This is a genomic window from Subtercola frigoramans (assembly GCF_016907385.1).
GTDB lineage: Bacteria > Actinomycetota > Actinomycetes > Actinomycetales > Microbacteriaceae > Subtercola > Subtercola frigoramans.
In genome coordinates, this window is sequence record NZ_JAFBBU010000001.1 from 2,650,558 (window position 1) to 2,676,202 (window position 25,645).

Genomic DNA, 25,645 nt, shown 5'->3' on the forward strand with positions numbered 1-25,645 from the left:
CATGCCTGATCGCGTCACCTCGACCGGTCGCCCTCTGTGGCGCGTCGCTGTTCAGCAATGACGCATCCTGCTGGATCAGTCAGTCGCGGGGGGCTGTCGCGAGAACGCTTCTCTCCGCTCTGCCGCGGGGAGCGCTTCGATCCGGTCGACGAATTCCGGCGGAAAGGTGTTCACGACCTCACTGATGCCGAGCGGCACCACCGAGTGCACCACCTGGCCAGGGTAGACCTGCACGAGGTTGAGCGACTGGCCCCCGTCCCTGCCGACCAAAGACTGGCGGGCCGAGACAAGATCCATCGTGTAGCACGTTGCCGCAGCAACCGAGATCGGGACTCCCGCGAAGAGTGAGTGGGTGGAATAGTGCAGGTGCCCCCCGAGGATCGAGATCACGTCGGTGCCCCTGATCACTTCGGCGAGCTGATGCTGTTCCTGCAGTTCGAGGATGGGCATGAGCGGCAGAGTCGTGGGGATGGGAGGGTGGTGCAGCGCCAGAATCGTGCCGGCGGTCGCGGGTGTCTGGAGCTCTGACGCCAGCCAGTCGAGCTGTTCCCGCGTCAACTCGCCGTGATGGTATCCCGGCACAGACGTGTCGAGGGCGATCAACCTGAGACCGTTGAGCCAGACGACCCGGTCCACCGGGGATTCCGACGCGGGTTCGTCGAGCAACTCGACCCGCATCCGCGAACGATGGTCGTGGTTGCCCATCACCCAGACAAGTTGCGCACCCAGCCGCTGGGCCGCAGGCTCAACGAGAGCCCGAACTCGCTCATAGGCATCCGATTCACCCAAGTCGGCTATGTCCCCCGTGAAGACGAGGGCGTCGAACGAGATGCCGGAGTCTTCGAGTCTCTGCACGGCACGGGCAAGGGTCGTATCGGTATCGATCGCGCCATAGAGGCGCGCTCCACCGGCCAGAAAGTGCGTGTCACTGATGTGGGCGATCGTGTGGGTCGGAAGTGCTGTGATGGGCCGGGCCGGATGTTCTGAGACCATGCTTCCATTGTCACAGCACCCACAGATCTCCCTCAGTGCTACCGAGGGCCTGTCCTGGATGCGGGGGTCTTCTTCCAGCCCTCCTCCCCGTGAATCACCTCCCGCGTGAGGCTCAGGGTTCCGAGTACCGACTGGGTGTCGCGAAGACTCATGCCGGTTCTCGATGCGATGTCTTCGACGCTACGGGACGTGCGCACGGCGAGCGCGTCAAGAACTCGGAGCTGCTGGGGATGCCGGCGTTCGGCCGATGGGGCCGCACTCTCACTGCCTGGACTGCCTGGACTGCCTGCACTACCTGCAGGATCACCCGTGACAAGCTCAGCGGCCTCGTCCGCGCTCGTCACACACACAGCATCGAACTCACGAAGCAGGCGGTGACACCCTGCCGACGCCGCCGAGGTCACAGGCCCGGGGACGGCCCCCAGCGGGCGACCCATCGAGGCCGCATGAGCTGCGGTATTCAGCGACCCGCTTCGAGCCCCCGCTTCGATGACGATCGTCGCCTGCGAAACGGCCGCTATCAACCGGTTTCTCTGCAAGAACCTCCATTTCGTCGGAGGCGCCCCGCACGGCAGCTCCGAGACGATCACGCCCTCGCTCGCAATGCGGGAGAGAAGAGAGTCGTGCCCCGAGGGATACGAGCGGTCCACACCACCAGCGAGAAAGGCGATGGTGAGCCCGGAGCTTGCCAGTGCTGCCCGGTGAGACATTCCATCGATGCCGTACGCCGCACCCGAGACGATCCCGAACCCGCGATCACAGAGACCCGCCGACAGTTCCATGGCGACGTGCTCGCCGTATCCGGTGGCGGCTCTCGCCCCGACAAGCGCCAGGGAATGACCCACCGCTGCGAGTGACCCCGGCGCACCGCGCACCCAGAGCGCAAGCGGTTCGTGTGCATCGAGGTCACTCAGCCTTGCGGGCCAGTCGTCATCGGCCGGTGTGAGCAGCCGGGCGCCGCAGCGGGCAGCAAGACGCATCGACGTGAGAGCCGAGTTCGCCGCGAGGCGTGGCATCCATCGTTCGATCGCGAGCCCAACCTCACGATCAGACGCGATTTCGGCACCAGCGGCGAGGGCGTCCGCACGAATCCGCCCTGGGGAGTGGCGCTCGACCAACGCTCGGAGGGCACCCGCAGCGCCAAGCGCCCGCACAAGGATTCCCGCCGCGACGTCACCGGGTTCGGCGATTCCGCTCCAGGTAGCGCGGGCGAATCGTTCGGCGGCCCACTCACTGACGCTCTCCGTGTCGCCGGAGTGACGTGCACTATGGCTGTCTGTACCAGAGCTGTTTGCGCCCGGTCTGTTCGCGCCAGAGGTGTTCACACCAGAGATCTTCGCAGCCGGGCCGCTAGTACTGGAGCTGGCTGTGGAGCTGATGGCATCGGGGCTCTCGATACCGAGGCCGACGGATTGACAGGCTTCGGCCTCGAATCCTTCCGTCTGGTCGCTGATTGCGCGCACCGCCGCAATGATCGTCGCCTCGTCGAGCGAGAAGAGCGTCATGAGACCGACCTCCGGAGGTAGAGGGCCCGTCCGATGTGGTCGGAGCCTGGGTGGTCGAAGCCATCAAGATCGGCCAGCGTCCACGCGACACGCAGGATGCGGTCGTATCCGCGCATGGTGATCCCGCCCCTCTCCAATGCACGATCCAACGAGGTCAGGGCCGCGGGAGACAGTTTCCTCGGCCCTGCCCTGAGCCACGCCCCTGAGACTTCGCTGTTGAGCCGCCAGGGGGTCGATGTGAGCCTGTCTGCTGCTGCCACCCGTGCTTGATTCACCTGGCCGCGCGCGAGCTCAGTTGTCAGACGCTGCTTGTCAGCGCTCAGCCGAAGTTCCGCGGCGGTCACCCGGCGAACCTGCACCTGGATGTCGATCCGGTCGAGAAGCGGCCCCGACAACCTCGCAAGGTAGCGCCTTCGGGTGTTGGGCGTGCAGGTGCAGGTGGAGTCGATCGCACCGTACTGGCCACACGGGCAAGGGTTGGCCGCGAGCACCAATTGGAACCTTCCAGGAAAACGTGCCACGGCGTTCGCACGGTGGATGCTGATCACCCCTGATTCGAGCGGCTGGCGGAGGCAGTCCAGAACATTCGTCGCAAATTCGGGTGCTTCGTCGAGAAAGAGCACTCCGTTCGACGCGCGGGCGGCCGCGCCCGGCCGGATCTGCCGGGACCCACCCCCGATCAGAGCGGCAGCGGTCGCCGTATGGTGGGGGCTCTCAAATGGGGGCCTGGTGACGAGCGCCTGGGGCACACTCGCACGGGAGAGCGAGCGCACGGCGGTGACCTCGAGGGCGGCTTCAGTGCCGAGGTCGGGGAGCAACCCGGGCAACCGGGATGCCAGCATCGTCTTGCCGGCCCCGGGGGGTCCGAGCAGAAATACGTGATGACCCCCGGCGGCCGCCGCGACCATTGCCAGTACCGCGTCTGGATTGCCGATGACGTCGGCGAGTTCGTGGACCGGCTCCAGGTCGTCGGCCGCGCCACTGGATTCGATGGCATCACGATCGATGTGCTCGAAAGCACCACCGTGGAAGATCGCCGCATCGCGCATCGAAATGACGGGGACAATGACGACCCCCGGCACCAACTCTGCCTCCCGGCGATTGCCTGCCGGCACCACAAATTTCGTGAATCCCGCGCGCGCAGCGGCGGCGATGGCCGGCAGCACACCGTTCATCGGTCGCAATCGCCCGTCCAGGCTCAGCTCGCCCAGGTGCACGACGCCCTCGATCGACGAAGCAGAGATCGAACCCGCCGCCGCGAGGATGCTCATCGCGATGCCGAGATCGAAGGTGGAGCCGTGTTTGGGCAGGGCCGCAGGCGACAGGTTCACGGTGATCTTGGCCGTGGGCAACGGGCACCCGGAGTTCGCTGCAGCCGACCGCACACGGTCTCGAGAATCGGCAAGCGCTGTGTCTGGCAGACCGATGATCATCAGCGTCGGCAGTCCATTGCCGATATCGGCCTCGACCTCGACCATCGATCCGGTCATGCCCATCAGGGCCACGGAATGTGTTCGAGCGACCATCAGAAGATCCCCTCGATGTGCTCGATCGTCGCTGCCCCGTTGAGCGGCGCGACGACACCGATGGCGTCGATACGGATCTGCCGTCTGGCCTGCGGGGCCGCCTCGCACCACGCGCGACTCAGGCGGCGCAGTCGGGCAAGCTTTCCGAGGGTGATCGCCTCGAATGGATGCCCGTACCGGAGCCCCGAGCGCGTCTTCACTTCGACGAAGACCGTCACGCCGTGTTTCTCGGCGACCAGGTCGAGTTCGCCGATCTCGCACCGCCAGTTGCGGTCGAGGATCGAATACCCCTGCTGCTCGAGATAAGCGGCCGCGAGCGCTTCACCACGCCGGCCGAGTACGTCTTTCGCCTTCATCACTACCTCCGCCACCAACTGTGGCGAAGCAGCGCTCGACTAGTAGGCCCGACAACTCAAACTGTGCAGAACTACGAAAGCGGTGCGGTTGTGAGGGGACAGTGCGGGCGGAGGCCGAGCACAAAGACGACTCAGGGCCGCGATCACCCCTGACCGAGCATCCAGGAATCCCTACTCGTCGAGCGCAAGCTCCTTCGGCAGCTCGAAGTCCTTCGACGACAGCTCTTCGATGTTCACGTCTTTGAAGGTGAGTACCCGCACCGACTTCACGAAGCGGTCGGAGCGATACACGTCCCAGACCCAGACATCGCTCATCGTGAGCTCGAAATAGAAGTCGTGCTCGGTGTCGCGGCGCACCAGATCGACATCGTTCGCCAGGTAGAACCGGCGCTCAGTCTCGATGACGTACTTGAACTGCGAGACAACGTCACGATATTCGCGGTAGAGGGCCAACTCGACCTCGCGGTCGTAATCCTCGAACTCATCTTCTTCCATGGTGGGGCAAGTCTACAGCCAGCCACCCGGCCACCCACGGGCACGATGAGCGGAGTCGGGAGCTCAGGAAGGCTGGGCGATCATCCGCTCGCTCTTCAACCAGGTGCGCCGGTGGTGATCCGTGGCACCCAGCAGTTCGATCGCGTCGAAGTGCGCGCTGCTGCCGTACCCCTTGTTGCTGGCCCAGCCATAGCCGGGCGTCACGTTGTCTAGCTCGATCATGAGCCTGTCGCGGTGCACTTTGGCTACAACCGACGCGGCGGCCACCGAGGCGCAGTCCCGGTCGGCCTTGACCCGCGTCGTGATGCTGAGTGGCGTCGTCAGCGACGGTGAGAGCCAATCGTGCGAGCCGTCGAGCAGCACCACGGAGCGGAGAACATCTGTTCCAGCGGCGTGCAACTGGCCGAGCGCACGCTTGCCCGCGAGGCCGAGGCAGGCGATGATGCCGAGGCGGTCAACTTCTTCGGCACTCGCAAGCCCGACAGCGGATGCCCGGACCCAAGCCGATGCGAGCGGCGCCAGGACCTCGCGGCGGGCCTCCGACAGCAGTTTCGAATCCCGGAGCCCCACGGGAAACACTCCCGGACGCCGAGGATCGATGACGCACATCCCCACCGCGACCGGGCCGGCGAGCGCACCGCGGCCGACCTCGTCGACACCGATGACCAGCTCTGCGCCCGCGCGGCCGAGCGCGCGTTCATGCCGGAGAGTCGGATCTGCGACCGGACTCACCCAGAGACTCCGGGCGCTGCGGTGGGTGCGGCCTCTTTGGCAGCCCGGAAGACAGAGGAATAGTTGTCGAGGAACGTCCAGCGGTCAGCGGGCCAGGTGATCCACAGCGCGCGCCCCACGACATCGCCGATGGGCACGAAGCCACCGCCCGGCTTTCCCTGGTTGTACCGGGAGTCTGCCGAGTTGTAGCGGTTGTCACCCATGACCCAGAGGGAGCCGGCCGGAACGGTCACATCGAACGCGAGGTCGGAGACCTTGGTCACCCCTTCGGGCAGCTTCAGGTAGGGCTCGCTCAGGGGAACATCGTTCACCATCATCTGGCCGAGGGCGTTGCAGCACGTGATGTGGTCACCGGGCAGGCCGATGACCCGCTTGATGAGGTGGTCGTTGCTGTCGGTCGCCGCGAGCCCGACGGCATCGAGCACCCAGTTGACAGCCGATACCAGCGGCGTGGTCGGCGCATCGACGTGCGGCTGAAGCCATCCGCCCGGGTCTTTGAAGACGACGACATCGCCGCGCTCGACGGGCATGATGCGGGGCTCGAGTTCATTGACGAGGATGCGGTCGTTCACCTGGAGCGTGTTCTCCATCGAACCCGAAGGAATGTAGAACGAACGAACCAGGAAGGTCTTGATGAGCACTGAGGCCAGAAGCGCGACGAGAAAGATGATCAGGATGTCACGAATGAAGAGGGCGGTGCTGCGTGTGCGCCGCCCCCGGCGTCTGCCGGCACGATCGTGTCGTGTCGGCAACGTTGTTTCTGTCATTTAACCGCCTGAGCTCCCGACCCATTTTATGGGGCGGGAGCTCAGTGGAGATGTCAAGACGCTCGGCTCGAGCGGCATATTCCCAGCCGCGTTACCCAAACGTTAGGCCACCGTACAGCTGGCCGTTCGTTTGGAGCCGAACAGGTGCGACTAGTCGCGCTTCTCTTTGATCTTCGCCTTCTTGCCGCGAAGTGCGCGGAGGTAGTACAGCTTCGCGCGACGGACGTCACCGCGGGTGACGACCTCGATGTGGTCGATGATGGGCGAGTGAACCGGGAAGGTACGCTCGACGCCGACCTGGAAGCTGACCTTGCGTACGCAGAATGTCTCGCGAACACCCTCGCCCGACTTGCCGATGACGACGCCCTGGAACACCTGCACTCGCGAGCGAGTACCTTCGATGATGTTGACGTGAACGCGAACGGTGTCGCCCGCGCGGAAGTCAGGAACATCGCTGCGCAGTGAAGCTGCGTCTACGCTGTCGAGAATATGCATGATGTGTCGCTCTCTGTAACCGCCACAGGTCGACTACGTGTTCATAGTTAGAGGAAAGAGTGTGCACTCGTAACTGCAGAACTCCCCTGTGGCAGAGTCTGGCGGTGGCACAATCGTCAATTGTGCCATGACAGCGCGGCTTTAAGCAAAGCGCAGAAGATCACCGCGTCAGCACTGGCGCGGCCAGCGGTCACTTCTGGTGGCTGCGCCCAGTGTCGATCACGATGTACTCGCCATCGGCGACGATCGGAGCTCGCGGTGCAGACGAGACGCCGGCAGCAGCAGCCTGCGCCTCAGCCATCTGCGCCGCGTACTGGAAGGAGTCGAAGACACCACTGACCCGCCGTTTTGTCTCAGCGCCCAGCTGGAAGATTGACGCCCAGAACGCGGCAAGACCGAACACGACGACGGCAACCGACAGAAGTGTGCCGACTGGCGTCAGGAACCCGACGGCGATGATCGCAGCGTGCCAGGCGGCCAGGAGTCCCGTGTCTAGCCACGACAGTGCGCGGGCCTGACGCACCGACCTGCGGAGATAGTTCAGCACGCCGACACCGGCGAGCCCGAGAGCGAGAACCCCGCACGAAAGCAGCACGAGCAGGAACTGCCAGCCTGACCCGCCGAAGACCGACCAACCGATCAGCACCCACAAGGGCAACACGACAACAGCGGCAACCTGCCAGTAGTAGAAAGCCCGGCGAACGAACATGCGTCAATCGTACGGCGGGTAACGTGGGTTCGGTCCAATCGCGTTTGGTACACAGGCAAATCAAAGGGAACCGCCATGATCGAGCTCAGAACACCCGCCGAAATCGAGAAGATGCAAGTCGCAGGTATCTTCGTCGGCGAGGTGCTCACCGAACTCGCCGCCCGGGCCACGGTCGGCATGAACCTTCTCAAGCTCGACCAGATCGCCCACGACATGATCCGGGCCCGCGGAGCCGAGTCGTGCTACATCGACTACCACCCCTCGTTCGGCGCCAGCCCCTTCGGCAAAGTGCTCTGCACCTCGGTCAACGATGCAGTGCTGCACGGGCTCCCCCACGACTACCGCCTGGCAGACGGCGACATGATCTCCCTCGACTTCGCCGCCTCCGTCGACGGCTGGGTCTCCGACAGTGCCATCACCGTCATCGTCGGTACTCCAAGGCCAGAGGATGCCCGGCTCATCGACACCACGACCAGGGCCCTCGACGCGGGCATTGCTGCGGCCCAGCCCGGCGGAAGACTGGGCGACATCTCGGCCGCCATCGCTGCGGTCGCCCTGGCCGACGGATACACGATCAACACCGATTTCGGCGGCCACAGCGTCGGACGCACGATGCACGGAGACCTTCACCTTCCCAACAACGGTCGCCCCGGCCGAGGCGTGCACCTCAAACCCGGCATCGTCATCGCGATCGAACCGTGGTTCCTCGAAACGACTGACAAGATCGTTACCGACAAAGACGGCTGGACACTCCGCAGCGCCGACGGCTCCCGCGGCGCGCACATGGAGCACACGGTCGCGATCACGGCCGACGGCCCCCTGGTCTTGAGCGCTCGCTCCTGACGCACAAGTTTCGATACGCCACCCTACGCGCTGCTACTCAACCAGCGTTGGGCCCGCCGATTGAGTAGCGGGCCGAGCCCGCGTATCGAAATCCCACAGTGTCACTCCGGAGGCAGTAGGTCGGGCCGTACCCGCCGCGTACGCTCGAGCTGCTGCTCGCGCCGCCACGTCGCGATTGCCCCGTGGTTGCCGTTCGTGAGCACCGGCGGCACCGCGTACCCGCGCCATTCGGCGGGTTTGGTGTAGCTCGGGTACTCGAGTAGCCCATCCTCGTGCGACTCCTCGACGAGACTCTCGGGGTTGCCGATCACCCCGGGAATCAACCGGCCGATCGCCTCGATCATCGCCATCACGGCGACCTCTCCCCCATTTAGCACGTAGTCGCCCAGGCTCACAAGCCTCACGGATTCCCGGCTCCCGGCATACTCGAACACCCTCTGGTCGATCCCCTCATACCTCCCGCACCCGAAGACGATGTGTTCGGCCGTGCTGAGCTCGCGCGCCATCGCCTGCGTGAACACCTCGCCCGCCGGCGAAGGAAAGATGACGATCGTGCCTGCGACGCACTCGTGCCGATCATCCACTGGCCGGACTTCGCCGACCGGGGCACCTCCGTCAACTTCAGCACCCGCTCCGCCACGTGACCCATCGGGCTCCGACAATTCGCCCAGGATCGCGTCGAGTGCCTCGCCCCACGGCTCGGGCTTCATGACCATGCCTGCTCCGCCGCCATAAGGCTTGTCGTCGACGGTGCGGTGCCGGTCGTGCGTGAACGTGCGCAGGTCGTGCACCATCACGTCGAGAATGCCGTCCTCGCGGGCCCGCCCGAGCAGCGAGATGTCGAGCGCGTCGAAGAAGGTGGGAAAGATGGTGACGATGTCGATGCGCATCCCAAAACCCTATCCCTGCGACCGCAGCGCTCCGGTCAAAACGCAATCGTCGGCCCTCGTTCAATCCAACGCAAATAGTTCGGAGGATCGAACGAGGGCCGACGATTGATCGATGATCAGCGCGAGCCCCGCCCGTCGATGCCGCGGCGTCCAGCGATGCTCATGGCGACTCACGAGTTCGCGTATCAACGTTTCGACCCGCTGCCACTCGAACATGACCTGCGCGTATGTCAGGCGGATGACGTGGCAGCCCTGCTCGTTCAAGATCAGGTCGCGTCTCCGGTCCTCGGCGAAGGCTTCTTCGGTCGAATGCCACTCCCTACCATCGAGCTCCAGAACGAGGCGGTCCCCCACGACCAGGTCGACCCGACCGACACCATCAAAGTGCACCTGTGTTCGATACCGAATGCCCAGCGCGCGCAACCGCAGGCGTGCCTTCGTCTCGAGACCGGATTGAGCCGCCGCATCCGCGAGAGAAATAACCTGCCGATGCTTGTCGGTCAACTGTGAGGCCACCTGCTCCAGACGCCTGCGGCTGACGAGTTTCAGATTCAGCGCGGAGTCGAATACCACGACAGCATTGTCTCGAGATTGGCAGACCGCAGCATGCATCAGCGCTGACTCCACAGAATCGATGGCGAAATCGGCCCGAACCCAGTCTGATGAATACGAGCGATGGATGATCACCCCACGCGCCGTCGGATCTCCGAGTGGCACACCACGACACGTCGGCGACGCGAGGTTGTTTGCGTGCCTGTCGACCCTGACGTGGAGCCGTTCGTCGTCGATGCACCAGACTCCCTGCAGTCGGAGAGCAGGAATGCACGTCAGAAACCCGCCCACACGAATCGCCTGCACCAGTGCGGCCGGGGCCGTAGGCGCTGCGATCCACCCGTGCCGGATGCGCGACACCCGACCCTGCCGAACTGCCTCCCGCAGATAGTGCGGAGAGATACCGGCTTCAGTCCACTGCGCTTTGTTGAGGATGCCGCCGCGGGAGGCGAGCAGCTGATCGATGTCCATGCGAACCAGTGTCGCTGCGAAAAGTGCCGCCCAGACGGCATCCGGCACATCTGTGGAAAACGCAATCGTCGGCCCTCGTTCAATCCGACGCACATAGGGCGGAGGTTCGAACGAGGGCCGACGATTGGAAGATTACGCGGACGCGGGGGCCGCGGCGGGACGATCGTCCACGGCATCTGGACCCGAGGCCGGAGCTTCAGCAGATTCCGAAGTGGTAGCCGCAGCTTCGGGAGCTGGCTCGGGCTCTTCGGCTGTAGCCGGGAGCTCCTCGAACAGGCCCGGCGGCGGGGTGACCGTCAGCGTGCCCGCATCGATGTCGACTGCCGACACGATCGCCTTGACGAACGGCACGAGCACTTCGCCCGTCTCCGTCTCCACATGCAGCAGGTCCTGGGCGGCGAGGTGATCGATCTGCGTCATCGTGCCGATACGCACGCCGTCACGCATCACGGCGAGGCCGACGAGCTGGTGGTCGAACCACGCATCTTCCTCGTCGGTCTTCTCGTCGAGGTCGTGGTCGATCCACAGGATGGCCTTCGCCAGCGACTCGGCCGCCGTGCGGTCGGGTACACCGACGAAGAAGCCGACCGGATGCCCGTTGTACCAGCGCAGTTCGGCCAGTTCGAGGGTCTTCCCGTGCCAGGGAGAGGTGGTGGGGACTTGCAGCGTGAACACCGAGCCCGGAACGAAACGTCGTTCCGGGTCGTCGGTGAACAGCTCGAGTTTGATCGCGCCCTTCAGCCCGTGGGCTTTGGTGAGGCGACCGACTCTCAGTTGTGTCTCGTTCTTAGAAATCGGTATCAACCACGTCAACGCGTACGCGCTTGCCATCGGCGAGCGCTGCAACGAGGGTGCGCAGTGCTTTCGCCGTGCGACCCGATCGACCGATCACGCGGCCGAGGTCACTGGGGTTCACTCGAACCTCCAGCACCTCACCTCGCGGAGAACTCTTCGCTACGACATGGACGTCGTCGGGATTGTCGACGATGCCCTTGACGAGGTGCTGCAGAGCTGGTGCGAGCAAGACTTACGCCTCGTCGGTCGCGGCGGCGTCGGCGTCAGCCGAAACCTCAGCGGCAACGGGCGCGACGGCGACGGGCGCCTCGGCCTTGGGGCGAAGAACGGGTTTCTTCTTCTCGTCTGCGACGAAAACAGCCTTCGGCTCTTTCACGCGAACGGTCGAAACCGCGTTGGGGTCACCCTTGAACTTGCCCCAGTCACCGGTGAGCTTGAGGATGGCCTCGACCTGCTCGGTCGGCTGCGCGCCGACGCCGAGCCAGTACTGGGCACGATCGCTCTTGACCTCGATGAACGAGGGCTCCTCGGTCGGGTGGTACTTGCCGATCTCTTCGATGACACGGCCATCGCGCTTGGTGCGCGAGTCGGCAACGACAATACGGTAGTAAGGAGCGCGGATCTTGCCCATGCGCTTCAAACGGATTTTTACAGCCACAATTCTCCTGAGTAATTTTTATGGGGCGAACTGCCGGCCGTGAGCGTGGGGATGCACACTCGGCCAAGAATAAGTTCTAAGGTTCTGCGCACCGCCTGATTAGAGGGTCGGGCAGGGGCAGACTCGACTGACCATTCTGTCAGATATTTGCCCCGACGAGTAATTAACCGGCGATATTGCGAAATACCACGGGTATCGGGCATCCATGTCAGGATATTTGCATCAGAGTCGCGCACCTGCGGGGCTCCAGAGGTTGGGCGGGCGCTAAGCAATGGAGATCAGCTTCGCAGAGTCCGAGCGCTCCACGGTCGGCATCGAGTGGGAGATCGCGCTCGTCGACCAGAGTTCGGGCGATCTGGTGTCTGTCGCCAGCGAGGTACTCGAGGCGCTCCGGCAGAACGACGGCTCCGAGCATCCGCAGATCACCGGCGAACTGCTGCTCAACACGGTCGAGCTCGTGACGCGGGTGCACCACACGATCGGCGACGCAGTGGATGATCTGCTCAGCCAGCTCGACGAAGTACGCGCCATCACCGACCCCCTCGACGTCGAGCTCATGTGCGCGGGCTCCCACCCCTTCGCGCAGTGGTTCGACCAGACCGTCACCGACAAGGAGCGCTACCACCGGCTCATCGACCGCACCCAGTGGTGGGGGCGCAACATGATGATCTGGGGCATCCACGTGCACGTGGGGGTCGAGTCGCGTGACAAGGTTCTGCCGCTGCTCGACGGGCTTCTGACCTACTACCCGCATCTGCAGGCGCTCAGCGCATCAAGCCCGTTCTGGGGTGGAGTCAATATGGGGTACGCGTCGAACCGGGCGCTGATGTTCCAGCAGTTGCCCACTGCGGGCCTGCCGTACCAGTTCGCGACCTGGGCAGAGTACGAGAAGTATGTCGCCGACATGACCGTGACCGGCATCATCGACGACTACACCGAGGTGCGCTGGGACATCCGCCCCTCGCCGAAGTGGGGCACGGTCGAGATGCGCGCCTGCGACGGGCTGTCGAGCCCGCAGGAGATCGGGGCCGTCGCGGCGCTGATCCAGTGCCTCGTGGACCACATGTCGAGCGAACTCGACGCGGGGCGCGAACTCGTCACGCTGCAGCCGTGGTTCACGCGGGAGAACAAGTGGCGGGCGGCGAGGTACGGGCTCGATGCGGAGATCATCCTGAACCCGGCCGGCGACGAGCGACTGGTCACAGACGAGATCCGCGATCTGCTGGTGACTCTCGCCCCGACGGCTGAGAGACTCGGATGCTCGGCAGAGCTCGCCCAGGTGAACCTCATTCTCGAGCACGGCGCCAGCTACCAGCGTCAGCTGCGGGTCGCCGCCGAGAACGGCGGCAGCCTGCACGCGGTGGTCTCGTCGCTGACTCACGAGCTGCGGCACGGCCTCGGCGGCTGATCGCCTGGCCGGCGGGAGCGCCTCGGTCGGGCGCGCCTGCCCAGCCGTTTCACTCTCGCGTGCGCCACGCACGCCGTCGTGAGTCTGGCACACGTGCCTCATCACGGCGCTGCGGCCGCACGGGAAAGTGAGCGACCCGCGTCGCAGTGCTGGACGCCCGCCCGTCTTGCGGACGCGACCATGCTCCCGCCGAGCGCGCTCGCGCCACTCGTGAGCCACCCGCGCCCTGGTGAGACTGGCACACGTGACTCACCACGGCGAACGTGACTCACCCGCCGCACATCCGCGTCTGGGTGACGGCCAGTCCCGGCGCGTGCGCGAGGCCGGTTACGCGTTCTTCGCGTCGCGCCAGGCGAGCAGATCGGCGATCGGCGACAAGTCGATGTCGGGGCCCGTGATGCCGAGCGTGAAGAGGCTCGCACCCAGCTCGACCTGCGCTTCGAGGTCGGTCGTATCGAAGTTGCCCGGCGTGTGCGGGCGGGTTCCGGTCGAGATCTCGATCTCGCTGAAATCGCGGCCGATCTCGTCGCAGTGCGAACGCAGGATGCCCAGCTTGCGTTCGAGCGTCTCGGTGTCGGCGAAGCTGTGCCAGATGTCGGCGTGCTTGGCGACGATGCGCAGTGTCTTCTTCTCTCCGCCACCGCCGATGAGCACCGGGATGTCGCGCGTGGGCGGCGGCGTCAGTTTGGCCCAGCGGGCTTCGATGCGCGGCAGGCTTTCGGCAAGGGCATCCAGTCGCTGGCCGACAGTACCGAACTCGTAGCCGTACTCGTCGTAGTCGCGCTCGAACCAGCCGGAGCCGATTCCGAAGATCAGACGACCCTCGGCACCCGGGGTCTTCGCCGAGATGTGGTCGACCGTGCGTGCCATGTCGGCGAGCAGGTCGGGGTTGCGATAGGTGTTGCACGTGACGAGCGGGCCGAACTCGATGGTCGAGGTCTGCTCTGCCCAGGCGGCGAGCATGCTCCAGCCTTCGAAGTGCAGGCCGGCCGGGTCACCCGAGAGCGGGTAGAAGTGGTCCCAGTTGAACGCGATGTCGACGCCGAGCTCTTCGAGGGAAGTGAGGGTGTCGCGGATCTGCGTGTAGGTGGAGTGCTGGGGAGCGATCTGGACGCCGATTCGAATCGGCCGCGTCGTCGTGTTGGTCATACAGAAAGCCTAAGCCTCTCCACAGACACTCCGTGTGAACAGGTGATGGATGCCCGCCTCGCCACTGCCCGACGAACCAGCTCTGACGCTGGTTGAGTAGCAGCGGAGCTGCGTATCGAGACAGGGGGCGAGAGGTCAGCGTTGGGGTTTCGATACGGCCTTCGGCCTACTCAACCGGCGGACTTGCGCACGCCGCGCTCGACGCGCCCCGGGCAGGCTCAGCGGCGCAGGAACTTCTGCAGGGACTCGAGCTCCTTCTCGCTCGGCCCGCCCGCGGCCGCGCCGGCACCGCCGCTGCCCAGTCCGAAACCTGAGCCGGCCGGCGCACCAGCCGTACCGGCGCTGGGCAGCTTCTCGCCCGACGCCAAGGCGGCATTCTCCACGGCGCGCTTGGCCGGGTTGCCCGACTTCGAGCCCTTCTTCTTCTGCTGCACCTTGCCGCGACCACCACCGAAGCCGGCTCCAGGGATCGGCCCCATTCCGGGAATCTGTGGCACTCCCCCGCGCGCAACCGTCTTCATCATCTTCGCGGCCTGCTCGAAACGCTGCACCAGCTGGTTCACGTCGGTGACCGTCATACCTGAACCGCGGGCGATGCGCACCCGGCGTGAGCCGTTGAGCAGCTTCGGGTTCTGCCGCTCCGCCTTCGTCATCGACTGGATGATCGCCTCAGTGCGCACGATCTCGCGTTCATCGAAATTGGCGAGCTGCTCCTTCATCGCCCCGGCGCCGGGCAGCATGCCGATCATCTTCTTGAGCGACCCTGCCCCGCGCAGCTGCTGCATCTGGCCGAGGAAGTCCTCGAGGGTGAACGTGTCGGTGCGGAACTTCTCCGCAACCTTCATCGCCTCTTCTTCGTCGAAGGCGCCCTGGGCCTGCTCGATGAGCGTCAGGATGTCACCGAGGTCGAGAATACGGCTCGCCATGCGGTCGGGATAGAACGGCTCGAAGTCGTCGAGCGACTCGCCCGTCGAGGCGAAGATGATCGGGCGACCGGTCACCGACGCGACCGACAGGGCCGCGCCACCGCGGGCGTCACCGTCGAGTTTGGTGAGCACGACACCGGTGAAGTCGACACCAGCCTGGAACGCCTTGGCGGTGGCCACAGCATCCTGCCCGATCATCGCGTCGATGACGAAGAGCACCTCGTCGGGGTCGACGGCCTTGCGGATGTCTGCGGCCTGCTTCATCATGTCGGCATCGACGCCGAGGCGGCCGGCCGTGTCGACGATGACCACGTCGTACTGCTTGTCGATGGCCCACTTGATCGAGTCTTTGGCGACCTTGACCGGGTTGCCCACGCCGTTGCCGGGCTCGGGAGCGTAGACCGCAACACCGGCCTGCCCTGCAACGACCTGCAGCTGCTGCACGGCGTTGGGGCGCTGGAGGTCGGCCGCGACGAGCAGCGGCGTGTGGTTGTCTTTCGCGAGCCACTTCGCCAGCTTGCCGGCGAGGGTCGTCTTACCGGCACCCTGAAGCCCGGCGAGCATGATGATGGTCGGCGGCTTCTTGGCGAAGTTGATGCGCCGGGCCTCACCGCCCAGAATCGCGATGAGCTCCTCGTTGACGATCTGAACGACCTGCTGCGCCGGGTTCAGTGCCTTGTTGACCTCGTCGCCGAGGGCGCGCTCGCGCACCTTGCCGGTGAAGTCCTTGACCACGTCGAGCGCCACGTCAGCATCGAGCAGGGCGCGGCGGATCTCACGAACGGTACCGTCGACATCGGCCGGGCTCAGCTTGCCCTTCGTGCGGAGGTTGCGAAAGGTGTCCGCTAAGCGGTCAGAAAGGGTTCCGAAAGTTGCCATGATCCCTCAATGTTAACTGAAGCCGATGGTTGAATAGCTCCGCCAGGAGCGTATCGAAACCCGCAGCCTCAACGACGTGGTTTCGATACGCAGCTTCGCTGCTACTCAACCGGCGAGAACAGAGCCCAACTCCCGTACAGGGCGCCCGCTGAGTTTGCTTCAGCCGATCAGGTTCTGTACGAAGACGTGCGGCGTGAAGCCGGTGAGGTCATTGATGCCTTCGCCCTGGCCGATGAGCTTGATCGGGATGCCCGTGCGCTCCTGCACCGCGAGCACGAAGCCGGCCTTGGCCGAGCCGTCAAGCTTGGTCAGCACGAGACCGGTCACTCCGGCGTGCTCGATGAATGCCTCGGCCTGCAGCAGGCCGTTCTGGCCGGTCGTCGCATCGAGCACGAGCAGCACTTCAGACACCGGCGCCTGCTTCTCGATGACCCGGCGGATCTTGGTGAGCTCATCCATCAGGCCACCCTTGGTCTGCAGGCGGCCAGCAGTGTCGATGATGGCGATCTCGATGTTGTTGCGCTTCGCGAAATCGACCGTCTGAAAGGCGACCGACGCAGGGTCCTGCCCCTCCTGCTGCGGCCTCACGATCTGCGCGCCCGCCCGCTCGGCCCAGGTCGCGACCTGCTCGACCGCCGCGGCGCGGAAGGTGTCGGCTGCACCGACGACCACGCTGCGGTTGTAGTTCGCTAGGAACTTTGCGAATTTGCCGATGGTCGTTGTCTTGCCGACCCCGTTCACGCCGACGACGAGCACGACCGCCGGGCGTTCGGTGAGATTCAGGGTCGAGTCGAGCTTGGAGAAGCGTTCCTCGAGGGTTTCGCGGAGCATCCGCTGCAGGTCTTTGGGGTCTGTGGTGCTGAAACGTGCGACCTTGGCCCGCAGATCGTCGACGATCTGGTCGGTGACGTCGATGCCGAAGTCGGCTGTGATGAGCGCGGTTTCGAGGTCGTCCCAGGTCTCGGCGTCGATCGTGCGCTTCGCGAACATGCCGCGAAGGGCTCCGGAAAGCGACCAGGGAGTGCGTTCAGCCATGCGACCAGCCTATGGTGCGGGCGGGGTCGACGCTGCCCCGGCTGTGAGCGGGCGTCAGGCGCTGTCTTTCACCCGCTGGCCGATCACGGCCGACACCCCGTCATGCCGCATCGAGACACCGTAGAGCGCGTCGGCGATCTCCATCGTGCGCTTCTGGTGGGTGATGACGATGAGCTGGGAGGTCTCGCGGAGGTCCTGGAAGATGGTCAGCAGGCGGCCGAGGTTGGCATCGTCGAGGGCTGCTTCGACCTCGTCCATGATGTAGAACGGACTGGGGCGCGCCTTGAAGATGGCGATGAGCAGTGCAACCGCCGCGAGCGACCGCTCCCCTCCAGAGAGCAGCGACAGGCGTTCGATCTTCTTGCCAGCGGGCTTCACCGAGACCTCGACGCCCGTGGTCAGGAGGTCGCCGGGGTCTGTGAGGGAGATGCTGCCGGTGCCGCCGGGAAACAGCACGGGGAACACCTCGGCGAACGCCGCCTTCGTGTCATTGAAGGCTGCCTCGAAGATGTACTTCATCTTGTCGTCGATCTCGTCGATGATCGTCAGCAGGTCTTTGCGCGTGTTCGTGAGGTCGGTGAGCTGTTCGGTGAGGAACTTGTGGCGCTGCTCCAACGCGTCGAACTCCTCGAGGGCAAGGGGGTTCACGCGGCCGAGCTCGCCGAGCATCCGTTCGGCCCTCGCGAGGCGGCGCTTCTGCTCGTCGCGATTGAACGGCACGGTCGGATGCCCGGCAGACGCTTCATCGCCCGAACCACTGCTGTTCTCTCCCTGCCCGGCCGGCGCCCCGTCGGTGGCGCTGTCGGTTGAACCACTGGCATGGGAGGGCGAGCTGGCGTTGGACGCAGCGGCGGGGCGCCGGTCGACCCCCACACCATCGACCGGAATGGGTTCGTCAGGCCCGTACTCCGCCACGAGGTCTGCCTCGACGAGGCCAAGCTCCGAGCCCACGCGCTCGAGCACGCTCGACAGGTGCAGTTTCTTCTCGTAGATCTGCAGTTCGAGACCGTGCACGTTCTCGGTGATGCCCTGGAGCCGCTCGCGAAGCCCCGATTCCTCGCGGCGCAACTCGGTGAGTTCGGCGTTCTGTTCAGCGCGCTCGGCCTCGCGCTGGGCGAGTTCGAGCCGCGCCACGGTGACCGAGCGGTCGACGGAGTCGAGCACCTCGGGCAACGCGGTGACCACGGCCGTCGCCGATTCGACCTGCCGGCGACGAATCACGGCCCGCCGCGCGGCCTCCTCTGCCGCGACGCGCTCAGCCACCCTCTGGCGTTCGAGCTCGGCCACTCTGGCGAGTTCGGCTCGCACGCGTTCGCGCGCCGTTTCAAGCGAAAGTCGCGCCTCGATCTCGCCTTCGCGGGCGGCCTCGAGTGCGCCGAACAGGTCGTCACGCGAACTCACGTCAAGAATGGGCCGAGGCCGCGAGCGCATCGCCTCGAGTTCGGCGCGCGCCTTCTCGGCCGCGGCCAGCGCGGTTGCCACAGTCTCCTTGGCGGCGGCACGCGAACGCTCGAGCCGCTCGAACTCGCTGTGGCTCGCGTCGACCTGTGCCTTCAGGCGAGAGAGCCGTTCCGCTTGGGCGGCGAGGCGCGAATCGAACTCGCGCAGTGCTGAGAGCGCATCCGTTGACTGCTGCTTGGCATTCTGGAGAATGGATCGCTGCTCGGCCAGCGTTTCGCGGGCACGGTCGATCTCGGTCTTCACAGTCTCGAGCCGGGTCGCCGCCGAGTCGCGCTCGGCCACGAGTTCGAGTCGCGATCGTTTCGCGCCGGATCCGCCGCGGAGCACGTACTCGGTGAGCACGTCTCCGCTCTTCGTGATGATCGTGAGCGGGCCGAAGCCGTCGCCGCCGTGCCCGCGCTGGCCCGCGCCCGCGTGAGTCGTCTGCGCCGAAGTGAGTCCGGCGGAGGCGCCGCTTTCCGGCGCAGCGGCCTCACCATCGGCATCCCTACCGTCGCCGCCACGCAGGGACGCGTTGGCTGCGGCAACGGCGCCACGCCACGCGGCCCGCGCAGACTCGAGGTCGTCGGCGATGAGCGTCTGCGCCAGGATCGCCCGCACACCATCGGGCGCACGCACCACATCGACCGCCCACACGAGCCCCGAGCCCGGCCGCGCGCCCTGCAGCGCGCCGGCCTCTGGCACGTGAGGCCGCTGCGCCGAGTTGAGTCCGGCCGGCGCGTCGCTCTTCGGCGCAGTGGCCTCACTTTCGCCACCGGAGGGGGCAGCAGCAGCTGCCGAGGCGATGATGACCTCCACGCGGCCCATGTCGGCATCGCGGGCCGAGGTGAGCGCAGCGAACGCCGCCTCCGCCGTGTCGGCGAGCACCCCGTCGGCCAGCGACCCCAGCGCAGCAGCGATCGCGGCCTCGAACCCCGGCGTCACCTGCACGTGCTCCGCCACGAGGCCCCGGATGCCCGGCAATCCCGACCCGGCGAGCTCACTCGAGCCGTCTTTCTGCCCGAGCGCCATCGACAGTGCACTCGTCTTACCCGCCAAAGCGTCTCGTTCACGTTCGAGCGTGTGCAGGGCATCCCGGAGCTGTTCGATCTCGGCCTCGGCCTCGAACACGGCGGCCTGCGCGAACTCGTACGCCTCGTCGAGATCGGTAGCGCCCGCGTCGGTCGTCGTGGCCTCGGCGTCGAGGGCGGCGAACTCCATCTGCAGCCGGCCGCGGCGCTCGAAGGCCGCATCGAGGGCGTTCTGCTGGCGCAGGTCTTCGCCACGAACGGCCGCGAGCCGCGAATTGGCCGACTCGAGCTGGCCGGTGAGTTTCGAGATCTCGAGATCGTGTTTCGACACGAGCGCGCTCTGCACGGCGATCTGCTCGTCCACGGCGTCGAGCGACTGCCGCACGGCCAGCGTCGCGGCACCGGCATCGCGCCAGCCCTGTTCGGCCGCAGCCACCCGTTCGGCGAGGCGCTTGGCCTCCTCCTGCGCGTCGGCGACCATGCTTGCGGTCACCCCGGGCCCGTTCGACGCCGTCTCCGCCTCGGAGCCGAGCAGCGCGAGCCGCTGGTTCGCCAGCGTGTAGAGGCCGCGCAGCCGCTCCTGCACAGACTCGAGCCCGAAGGCCGTTCGCCGGGCGAAGTCGACCGCATCGCCCACCTGCGCCTGCTCGATGCGGTTGATGCGCAACTGGTTCTGTTCGAGGCGCTCCTGCAGCACAATCCGTTCGGTTCGCCGTTCGTTCTCGCTGCGGGAGTGGTCGTCGAGGGCGGCTCGCAGCGTGACCACTTCGTCTGCCAGGAGGCGGGCGCGGGCATCCCGAACGATCGCTGCGATGCCCTGTGCCTCTTTGGCGACCTCGGCTTGCCGCCCCAGCGGCTTGAGCTGCCTGCGGATCTCGCCAGCGAGGTCGCTCAGCCGGGTGAGGTTCGCCTGCATGGCCTCGAGCTTGCGCTGCGTCTTCTCCTTGCGGCGGCGATGCTTCAGGATGCCCGCGGCCTCCTCGATGAAACCACGCCGCCCCTCGGGCGTGGCGTGCAGCACGGCGTCGAGCTGCCCCTGCCCGACGATGACGTGCATCTCTCTGCCCAGACCGGAATCGCTCAGCAGTTCCTGCACGTCGAGCAGCCGGCAGGAGTCGCCGTTGATGGCGTACTCGCTGCCGCCGTTGCGGAACAGGGTGCGACTGATCGTCACCTCGGAGTAGTCGATCGGCAGCGCGCCGTCGGCGTTGTCGATGGTGAGGATGACCTCGGCGCGGCCGAGCGGGCCCCGGGTGGAGGTGCCGGCGAAGATGACGTCTTCCATCTTGCCGCCGCGGAGGGTCTTGACACCCTGTTCGCCCATGACCCAGGCCAGGGCATCCACTACGTTGCTCTTGCCAGAGCCGTTCGGCCCGATGACGCAGGTGACGCCGGTTTCGAACGCGAATGTGGTCGGCTGAGCGAAGGACTTGAACCCCTTGAGGGTCAGGCTCTTCAGGTACACCGGCGACCCTCTCGTGTGGCTCTCGTGATTCTCGCGTCTAGTTGCTGGGTCTACGGTACCCAACCCTGCCGGTTCTTCAGCCCTGTGACGCGGCGGCGCGGCGGGTCGAGCCGTCTGCCCGGGCCCAGCCGCCGCCGTGCCACCACGGATTCGTCCACACGCGGTGCCACGTGCAGACTGCACGCGATGTCGCCCGTGGACGAATCCGTGGCGCACCCGAGCCGGTCCGGTCGCGCACACGAGCCGAGTCGGTGGCGCGCGCGAGCAGGCTCGGTGGCGCGCGCGAGCAGGTTCGGTCGCGGGCACGAGCAGGTTCGGTCGCGGGCACGAGCCGGCTCGGGCACGCGCCGCGGGTTTAGGGTTGGGGGTTATGGCACGCACACCCCTCGTCGCCCCCGGCCCCGAGCTCACCCCCGACGAACTCGAGCGGTACTCCCGCCAGATCCGGCTGCCACAGATCGGGCTCGAAGGCCAGCGCCGGCTCAAGGGTGCGCGGGTGCTCGTGCTCGGCGCGGGTGGCCTGGGGTCGCCGGTTCTGCTGTATCTCGCCGGCGCAGGGGTCGGCACGATCGGCATTGTGGATGATGATGCCGTCGATGTTTCGAACCTGCAGCGGCAGATCATCCATTCGGCCTCGGCGGTCGGCACGTCGAAGGCCCGCTCGGCGCGCGCGGCGATCCAGCGACTCAACCCGCTTGTCGTTGTGGAGGTGCATGAGGTTCGGCTCGACGGGGGGAACGCGGCCCGCATTCTGTCGGGATACGACCTGGTGATCGACGGGACCGACAATTTCAGCACGCGATACCTGGCGAATGACACGGCGGCCCTGCTGGGGATGCCGTACATCTGGGGGTCGGTGTTGCGGTTCGACGGGCAGATGTCGGTGTTCTGGCAGCGGGCAGGAGATGTTGGCGCTGGCCGCGGAGTCACCCTTCGCGACCTCTACCCCTCGCCGCCGGCCGACGACGAACTCGAGTCGTGTTCGGTCGCGGGCGTGCTCGGGCCGCTCTGCGCCACGATCGGGGCCGCCATGGCTACCGAGGCCCTGAAGCTGATCGCCGGTTTCGGGGAGCCGATGATCGGGCGCGTTCTGGTGGTGGATGCCCTCGACGGCTCGCAAACGCAGGTACCGTTCCGTGCGGCCGAGCCCCACGCCACCGCCCCTGCCGCGGCGTCAGCGACGGCCGGCACCTCAGCCCCAGACGCAGACCCGGACTCGGACTCTGTGTCGGCTTTGGCGCCTGCTGCGACCTCGGGTTCGGCACCTCCGGCCGGCTCGGGCTCGGGTTCGGCGCCTGAGGCCACGTCGGGCTCGGGCTCGGCTTCAGACTCTCGCCCTGCCTCGAACTCAGGCCTGGGCCCGGCACCCGCGGCTGCGTCGAGCCCGGCCCCGACGACGCGCCCGCATCGCGCTGCCGCGCCGAGCCCGGCTCCTGCCGCCCCCTCGATCACCGTCGCCCAGCTCGCCGACCGCCTCGCGGCCCGCAACCTGGGAACAGACGACTTCGTGCTCGTCGACGTGCGGGAGCCCTGGGAGTACGAATTCGTCTCCATCGAGGGTGCAGTGCTCCTCCCCCTGGCGAACCTGCTCTCCGACCAGGCGCGTGACCTCCTCATGGGCGAGCAGGTTCTCGTTCACTGCCACCACGACACCCGGTCTCGCTACGCCCGCGAAGTCATGCTGCAGTCGGGCTACACCGATGTGACCTTCGTCGAGGGCGGCATCGACGCATGGGCAGCGACTATCGACCCCGAGCTGCCGCGCTACTGAAGAGAATGACGGTTGCTCGGCCGCCGGTGAGCCTGCCGTCACCCTCCGTATCGGTGGAACGCTCGCAGCCAGTATTCTTCGCTTCCGGTGAGACCAGCGCGCAGGCCCGAGCCACCGATCTGAAGCGCCACTCCAACCCAGCTCGCCAGACCACCACTGTCTGGGGTCCGCCCCAGGTAACTTTCGTACATCAGACTCACCCGCTCACTGATGGTCTCCGTTGAATCCCAGAATCGCGAAATGACCCAGTCTCGACCGTTCTGCGCGGCGAGCTTCGACCAGAAGTCCTGATCGGCCTGGTTTGCCTCACGATGCAACAGTGTCTGTAGAGCGACCTAGTGAACGACGGATTGGTGCCGCCGTGCTGAAGGAAGTACTCCTGTGATGCGTAGAAGGACGTCTCGATATCGTCTGGTGTCAAGCGACCCTGCTGCATCCAATGCAGCCAGTCGGCTCGGCCAGAACCGTCTGCCCCACGCCCGAGGATGCTCTGGTAGGCATTGTCGATTCGGATGAGTCGATACTCATCGCTGTTCACGAAGCCGGCCGAGATCGCGCCCCGAGGCGCACCCTGCGTAAGCCTGTCGACCCAACCGTTGGTCTCGTCCGCCGAGGGAAATCTGCCGAGATAGTCCTGATAAAGCGATGTCACATACCCCTGATTGTGACTGCGCTCGGCGCTGGACAAGTTGATGAACAGGTAGGGACTTCTGCCGGCCGAAACGACGATCGGAGTCGCGGACTGGATCGTGTTCTCCCGTTCGAACCAGACCGAATTCGGCACGTCAGGGTCTGCGCTCGGCAGATTCCGATATGCGCGAAGCGTGTAACTACCCTGTTCCACATTCTGGAAAGCCCAGTAGCCAGTGTCGGTGTACTCCGATTGGACAAGCGTTCCGTCGAGCTGGTACAGGCTCACTGTGCCGGGCAAGAGGTTCCCGATTCCGTCGTAGAACGAACCCGTCACACTCCCTGTGATGCTCGCCTCGACTGTAGCGGGCCGGTGCGCTGCCATTGCGGGTGTCGCAAGCGTCACCGAGGCGACCACTGCCAACAGGGCCATTCTGATGGCTCCCGCACGAGAACCCATTCGTCGAATCATGCTGCCAATGATCTCATCGAAGGCGACGCAGTCCGACAACCGGTCTACCCACGCAACTCGCGCAGCTGGGGCACAGCTGCCCGGGCTCAGCCGCCGGCGAAGGGGGGCAGAACGTCGAGGGTGTCGCCGGGGTGGACGAGGGCCGCGCGATCGGTGGTCGTGACGCCGTTCAGCAGAAAGGTGCTGCGCGCGAAGACGGGAGCCGAGCCGAACGGGGTGCTGTCGAGCAGGGCCTGGATCGAGCATCCGGAGCCCAAGCCGGGCAATGGGCGCACCTCTTCGCCGGCACCGGCCGCCGCTTTGGCCGCCGCGAAATAGCGAACGGTCACGACCGGAACACCTCCACGCGTGTCCACCGGGACCTCAGCGCCCAGTGTGACCTCAGCGCCCTGCGTCAGCCCAGCGCCCGGCGTCAGCCCAGCGCTCGGCGCGACTACCGGCACCATCGAAGCCTCAGCGACCTGCGCGACCTCAGCCACCGATCGCACTCATCGGTCGGTCGGGCTGCTGGAAGCCAGCCTGGTTCATTCCGTGGCCGGAAGGTTTCGCCCACATCGCCGCACGCCAGAGGTCGGCGACCGTGTCGTCGTCGGCGCCGGCGCGCATCGGGCCGAGAAGGTCGGTCTCGACGTGCGAGAAAAGGCAGCTGCGCACGGCTCCCTCGGCGGTGAGCCGGGTGCGGCGGCAGTCTTCGCAGAACGCCTCGGTGACAGAGGCGATGATGCCCACGGTTCCGAGCGAGGGCGAATCGGCTGCCGCGCCGCGGAGCCGCACCTGGTAGAGCTCGGCCGGCGCACCATCGCGCGGCGCTTCATCTGGCGTCAGGTCGTAACGCTCCGACAGGCGGCGGCGCATCTCCTCGGCCGTGATCATCACGTCGCGATCCCAGATGTGGTCGGCGTCGAGCGGCATCTGCTCGATGAACCGCAACTGGTGCCCGCCGGCGAGCGCCCACTCGAGCAGCTCAGGGCCCTCGGTGTCGTTGATGCCGGGGATGAGCACCGCGTTGATCTTGGTGTGATGGATGCCCGCCGCACCCAGCGCGTCGATGCCCGCGAGCACCTTGGTGAGGAAGGGGCGCCGGGTGATCGTGGCGAAGGTCTCGGCGCAGATCGAGTCGAGTGACACGTTCACCCGGTCGAGGCCCGCGTCGGCGAGCGCGGTCGCCCGCCCGGCCAGCCCGATCGCGTTGGTGGTGAGCGAGACCTCCGGGCGGGCATCCAGTGCTGAAACGTCACGGATGATGTCGACCAGGTCGCCGCGCAGAAGTGGTTCACCGCCCGTGAAGCGCACCTGCCGAACGCCGAGTCGTTCTGTCGCGAGCCGCGCTAGCCTCACGATCTCGTCGCGCTGCATGAGCTTGGGCGTGGGGAGAAAGGGGAGGCCCTCAGCCGGCATGCAGTAGGTGCAGCGGAGGTTGCACTTGTCTGTGAGGGAGATGCGGAGGTCGGTGGCGACCCGGCCGTAGCTGTCGAGCAGCCCGGGAACCGCAACCGACGACGGCCGCTCGCCGAATTGCGCGATCTGCCGGGCGCTTGGCGGCTCGCCCGCGCGAGCGCGAACCTGCGGTACTCCCAGCATCACGGTCATTGACCAAGCCTAAGTGGTATTTCGACCGACGTGCCGCTTCGGACTGTGGCGGGCCGGGGCGA

Annotated in this window: 24 protein-coding genes; 3 read left to right on the top strand and 21 right to left on the bottom strand. The window is 66.0% G+C overall.

The features are described from left to right. Nucleotides 1-75: 75 nt before the first annotated feature. From JOE66_RS12390 to JOE66_RS12430, 9 genes are all read right to left on the bottom strand, one after another. The gene (locus JOE66_RS12390) at nucleotides 76-993 is read right to left on the bottom strand and encodes a metallophosphoesterase (protein ID WP_205109866.1); all 918 of its coding nucleotides are present in this window, start codon (nucleotides 991-993) and stop codon (nucleotides 76-78) included. A 38-nt stretch (nucleotides 994-1,031) separates the two neighbouring features. Beyond that, nucleotides 1,032-2,498: a DNA-processing protein DprA gene (gene dprA / locus JOE66_RS12395; RefSeq protein ID WP_205109868.1), complete on the bottom strand. Its 1,467-nt coding sequence runs from the start codon at nucleotides 2,496-2,498 to the stop codon at nucleotides 1,032-1,034. Then, the gene (locus tag JOE66_RS12400; protein WP_205111966.1) at nucleotides 2,495-4,027 is read right to left on the bottom strand and encodes a YifB family Mg chelatase-like AAA ATPase; all 1,533 of its coding nucleotides are present in this window, start codon (nucleotides 4,025-4,027) and stop codon (nucleotides 2,495-2,497) included. Before JOE66_RS12400 ends, dprA begins: the two co-directional genes overlap by 4 nt. Then, nucleotides 4,024-4,380: a YraN family protein gene (locus JOE66_RS12405; RefSeq protein WP_205109870.1), complete on the bottom strand. Its 357-nt coding sequence runs from the start codon at nucleotides 4,378-4,380 to the stop codon at nucleotides 4,024-4,026. The genes JOE66_RS12400 and JOE66_RS12405 overlap by 4 nt, the downstream gene beginning before the upstream one ends. Before the next feature lie 171 nt (nucleotides 4,381-4,551). Continuing rightward, nucleotides 4,552-4,875: a DUF2469 domain-containing protein gene (locus JOE66_RS12410; RefSeq protein WP_104244363.1), complete on the bottom strand. Its 324-nt coding sequence runs from the start codon at nucleotides 4,873-4,875 to the stop codon at nucleotides 4,552-4,554. A 63-nt stretch (nucleotides 4,876-4,938) separates the two neighbouring features. Continuing rightward, a complete protein-coding gene (gene rnhB, locus JOE66_RS12415) occupies nucleotides 4,939-5,607 on the bottom strand; it encodes a ribonuclease HII (RefSeq protein ID WP_205109872.1) in 669 nt (222 codons plus the stop codon). Further along, entirely contained in the window at nucleotides 5,604-6,374 is a 771-nt protein-coding gene (gene lepB / locus JOE66_RS12420; protein WP_205109874.1) for a signal peptidase I, read from the bottom strand. Before lepB ends, rnhB begins: the two co-directional genes overlap by 4 nt. A 150-nt stretch (nucleotides 6,375-6,524) precedes the next feature. Next, on the bottom strand, nucleotides 6,525-6,869 hold the full coding sequence (gene rplS / locus JOE66_RS12425; protein ID WP_205109876.1) for a 50S ribosomal protein L19: 345 nt from the start codon (nucleotides 6,867-6,869) through the stop codon (nucleotides 6,525-6,527). 190 nt (nucleotides 6,870-7,059) lie between these two features. Further along, on the bottom strand, nucleotides 7,060-7,578 hold the full coding sequence (locus JOE66_RS12430; protein WP_205109878.1) for a hypothetical protein: 519 nt from the start codon (nucleotides 7,576-7,578) through the stop codon (nucleotides 7,060-7,062). A gap of 75 nt (nucleotides 7,579-7,653) precedes the next feature. On the opposite strand from JOE66_RS12430, the gene map reads away from it, so the two are divergent. Further along, nucleotides 7,654-8,421: a type I methionyl aminopeptidase gene (gene map, locus JOE66_RS12435; protein ID WP_205109880.1), complete on the top strand. Its 768-nt coding sequence runs from the start codon at nucleotides 7,654-7,656 to the stop codon at nucleotides 8,419-8,421. A 101-nt stretch (nucleotides 8,422-8,522) separates the two neighbouring features. Here the strand turns inward: map and trmD are convergent, their stop codons facing one another. The 5 genes from trmD to rpsP form a co-directional block, all read right to left on the bottom strand. Beyond that, nucleotides 8,523-9,311, bottom strand: a complete 789-nt coding sequence (gene trmD, locus JOE66_RS12440) for a tRNA (guanosine(37)-N1)-methyltransferase TrmD (protein WP_205109882.1) — start codon at nucleotides 9,309-9,311, stop codon at nucleotides 8,523-8,525. A 60-nt stretch (nucleotides 9,312-9,371) separates the two neighbouring features. Next, a complete protein-coding gene (locus JOE66_RS12445) occupies nucleotides 9,372-10,334 on the bottom strand; it encodes a type IV toxin-antitoxin system AbiEi family antitoxin domain-containing protein (RefSeq protein ID WP_205109884.1) in 963 nt (320 codons plus the stop codon). A gap of 132 nt (nucleotides 10,335-10,466) precedes the next feature. Next, complete coding sequence (gene rimM / locus JOE66_RS12450; RefSeq protein WP_205109886.1) at nucleotides 10,467-11,165, bottom strand: ribosome maturation factor RimM; 699 nt, start codon at nucleotides 11,163-11,165, stop codon at nucleotides 10,467-10,469. Further along, nucleotides 11,122-11,358 (bottom strand): RNA-binding protein, encoded by a 237-nt coding sequence (locus JOE66_RS12455; RefSeq protein WP_205109888.1) that lies wholly within the window; start codon nucleotides 11,356-11,358, stop codon nucleotides 11,122-11,124. Before JOE66_RS12455 ends, rimM begins: the two co-directional genes overlap by 44 nt. Nucleotides 11,359-11,361: 3 nt before the next feature. Next, a complete protein-coding gene (gene rpsP / locus JOE66_RS12460; protein WP_205109890.1) occupies nucleotides 11,362-11,787 on the bottom strand; it encodes a 30S ribosomal protein S16 in 426 nt (141 codons plus the stop codon). A gap of 271 nt (nucleotides 11,788-12,058) precedes the next feature. Between rpsP and JOE66_RS12465 the strand changes: the two genes are divergently transcribed. Next, nucleotides 12,059-13,195: a glutamate--cysteine ligase gene (locus JOE66_RS12465; protein WP_205109892.1), complete on the top strand. Its 1,137-nt coding sequence runs from the start codon at nucleotides 12,059-12,061 to the stop codon at nucleotides 13,193-13,195. Nucleotides 13,196-13,522: 327 nt separating this feature from the next. Here the strand turns inward: JOE66_RS12465 and JOE66_RS12470 are convergent, their stop codons facing one another. From JOE66_RS12470 to JOE66_RS12485, 4 genes are all read right to left on the bottom strand, one after another. After that, complete coding sequence (locus JOE66_RS12470) at nucleotides 13,523-14,344, bottom strand: LLM class F420-dependent oxidoreductase (protein WP_205109894.1); 822 nt, start codon at nucleotides 14,342-14,344, stop codon at nucleotides 13,523-13,525. A gap of 218 nt (nucleotides 14,345-14,562) precedes the next feature. Next, on the bottom strand, nucleotides 14,563-16,149 hold the full coding sequence (gene ffh, locus JOE66_RS12475; RefSeq protein WP_205109896.1) for a signal recognition particle protein: 1,587 nt from the start codon (nucleotides 16,147-16,149) through the stop codon (nucleotides 14,563-14,565). A gap of 159 nt (nucleotides 16,150-16,308) precedes the next feature. Next, a complete protein-coding gene (gene ftsY, locus JOE66_RS12480; protein ID WP_205109898.1) occupies nucleotides 16,309-17,184 on the bottom strand; it encodes a signal recognition particle-docking protein FtsY in 876 nt (291 codons plus the stop codon). Nucleotides 17,185-17,238: 54 nt separating this feature from the next. After that, complete coding sequence (locus tag JOE66_RS12485; RefSeq protein WP_205109899.1) at nucleotides 17,239-21,120, bottom strand: AAA family ATPase; 3,882 nt, start codon at nucleotides 21,118-21,120, stop codon at nucleotides 17,239-17,241. A 370-nt stretch (nucleotides 21,121-21,490) separates the two neighbouring features. On the opposite strand from JOE66_RS12485, the gene JOE66_RS17490 reads away from it, so the two are divergent. After that, on the top strand, nucleotides 21,491-22,891 hold the full coding sequence (locus tag JOE66_RS17490; protein WP_205109901.1) for a ThiF family adenylyltransferase: 1,401 nt from the start codon (nucleotides 21,491-21,493) through the stop codon (nucleotides 22,889-22,891). A 196-nt stretch (nucleotides 22,892-23,087) separates the two neighbouring features. On the opposite strand, the gene JOE66_RS12495 is transcribed toward JOE66_RS17490, so the two are convergent. The 3 genes from JOE66_RS12495 to moaA form a co-directional block, all read right to left on the bottom strand. After that, nucleotides 23,088-23,954 (bottom strand): DUF4214 domain-containing protein, encoded by an 867-nt coding sequence (locus JOE66_RS12495; protein ID WP_205109903.1) that lies wholly within the window; start codon nucleotides 23,952-23,954, stop codon nucleotides 23,088-23,090. Nucleotides 23,955-24,079: 125 nt separating this feature from the next. After that, nucleotides 24,080-24,472, bottom strand: coding sequence for a hypothetical protein (locus JOE66_RS12500; protein ID WP_307827187.1), 393 nt, complete (start codon nucleotides 24,470-24,472; stop codon nucleotides 24,080-24,082). Further along, nucleotides 24,465-25,583, bottom strand: a complete 1,119-nt coding sequence (gene moaA / locus JOE66_RS12505) for a GTP 3',8-cyclase MoaA (protein WP_205109905.1) — start codon at nucleotides 25,581-25,583, stop codon at nucleotides 24,465-24,467. The genes JOE66_RS12500 and moaA overlap by 8 nt, the downstream gene beginning before the upstream one ends. Nucleotides 25,584-25,645 lie beyond the last annotated feature (62 nt).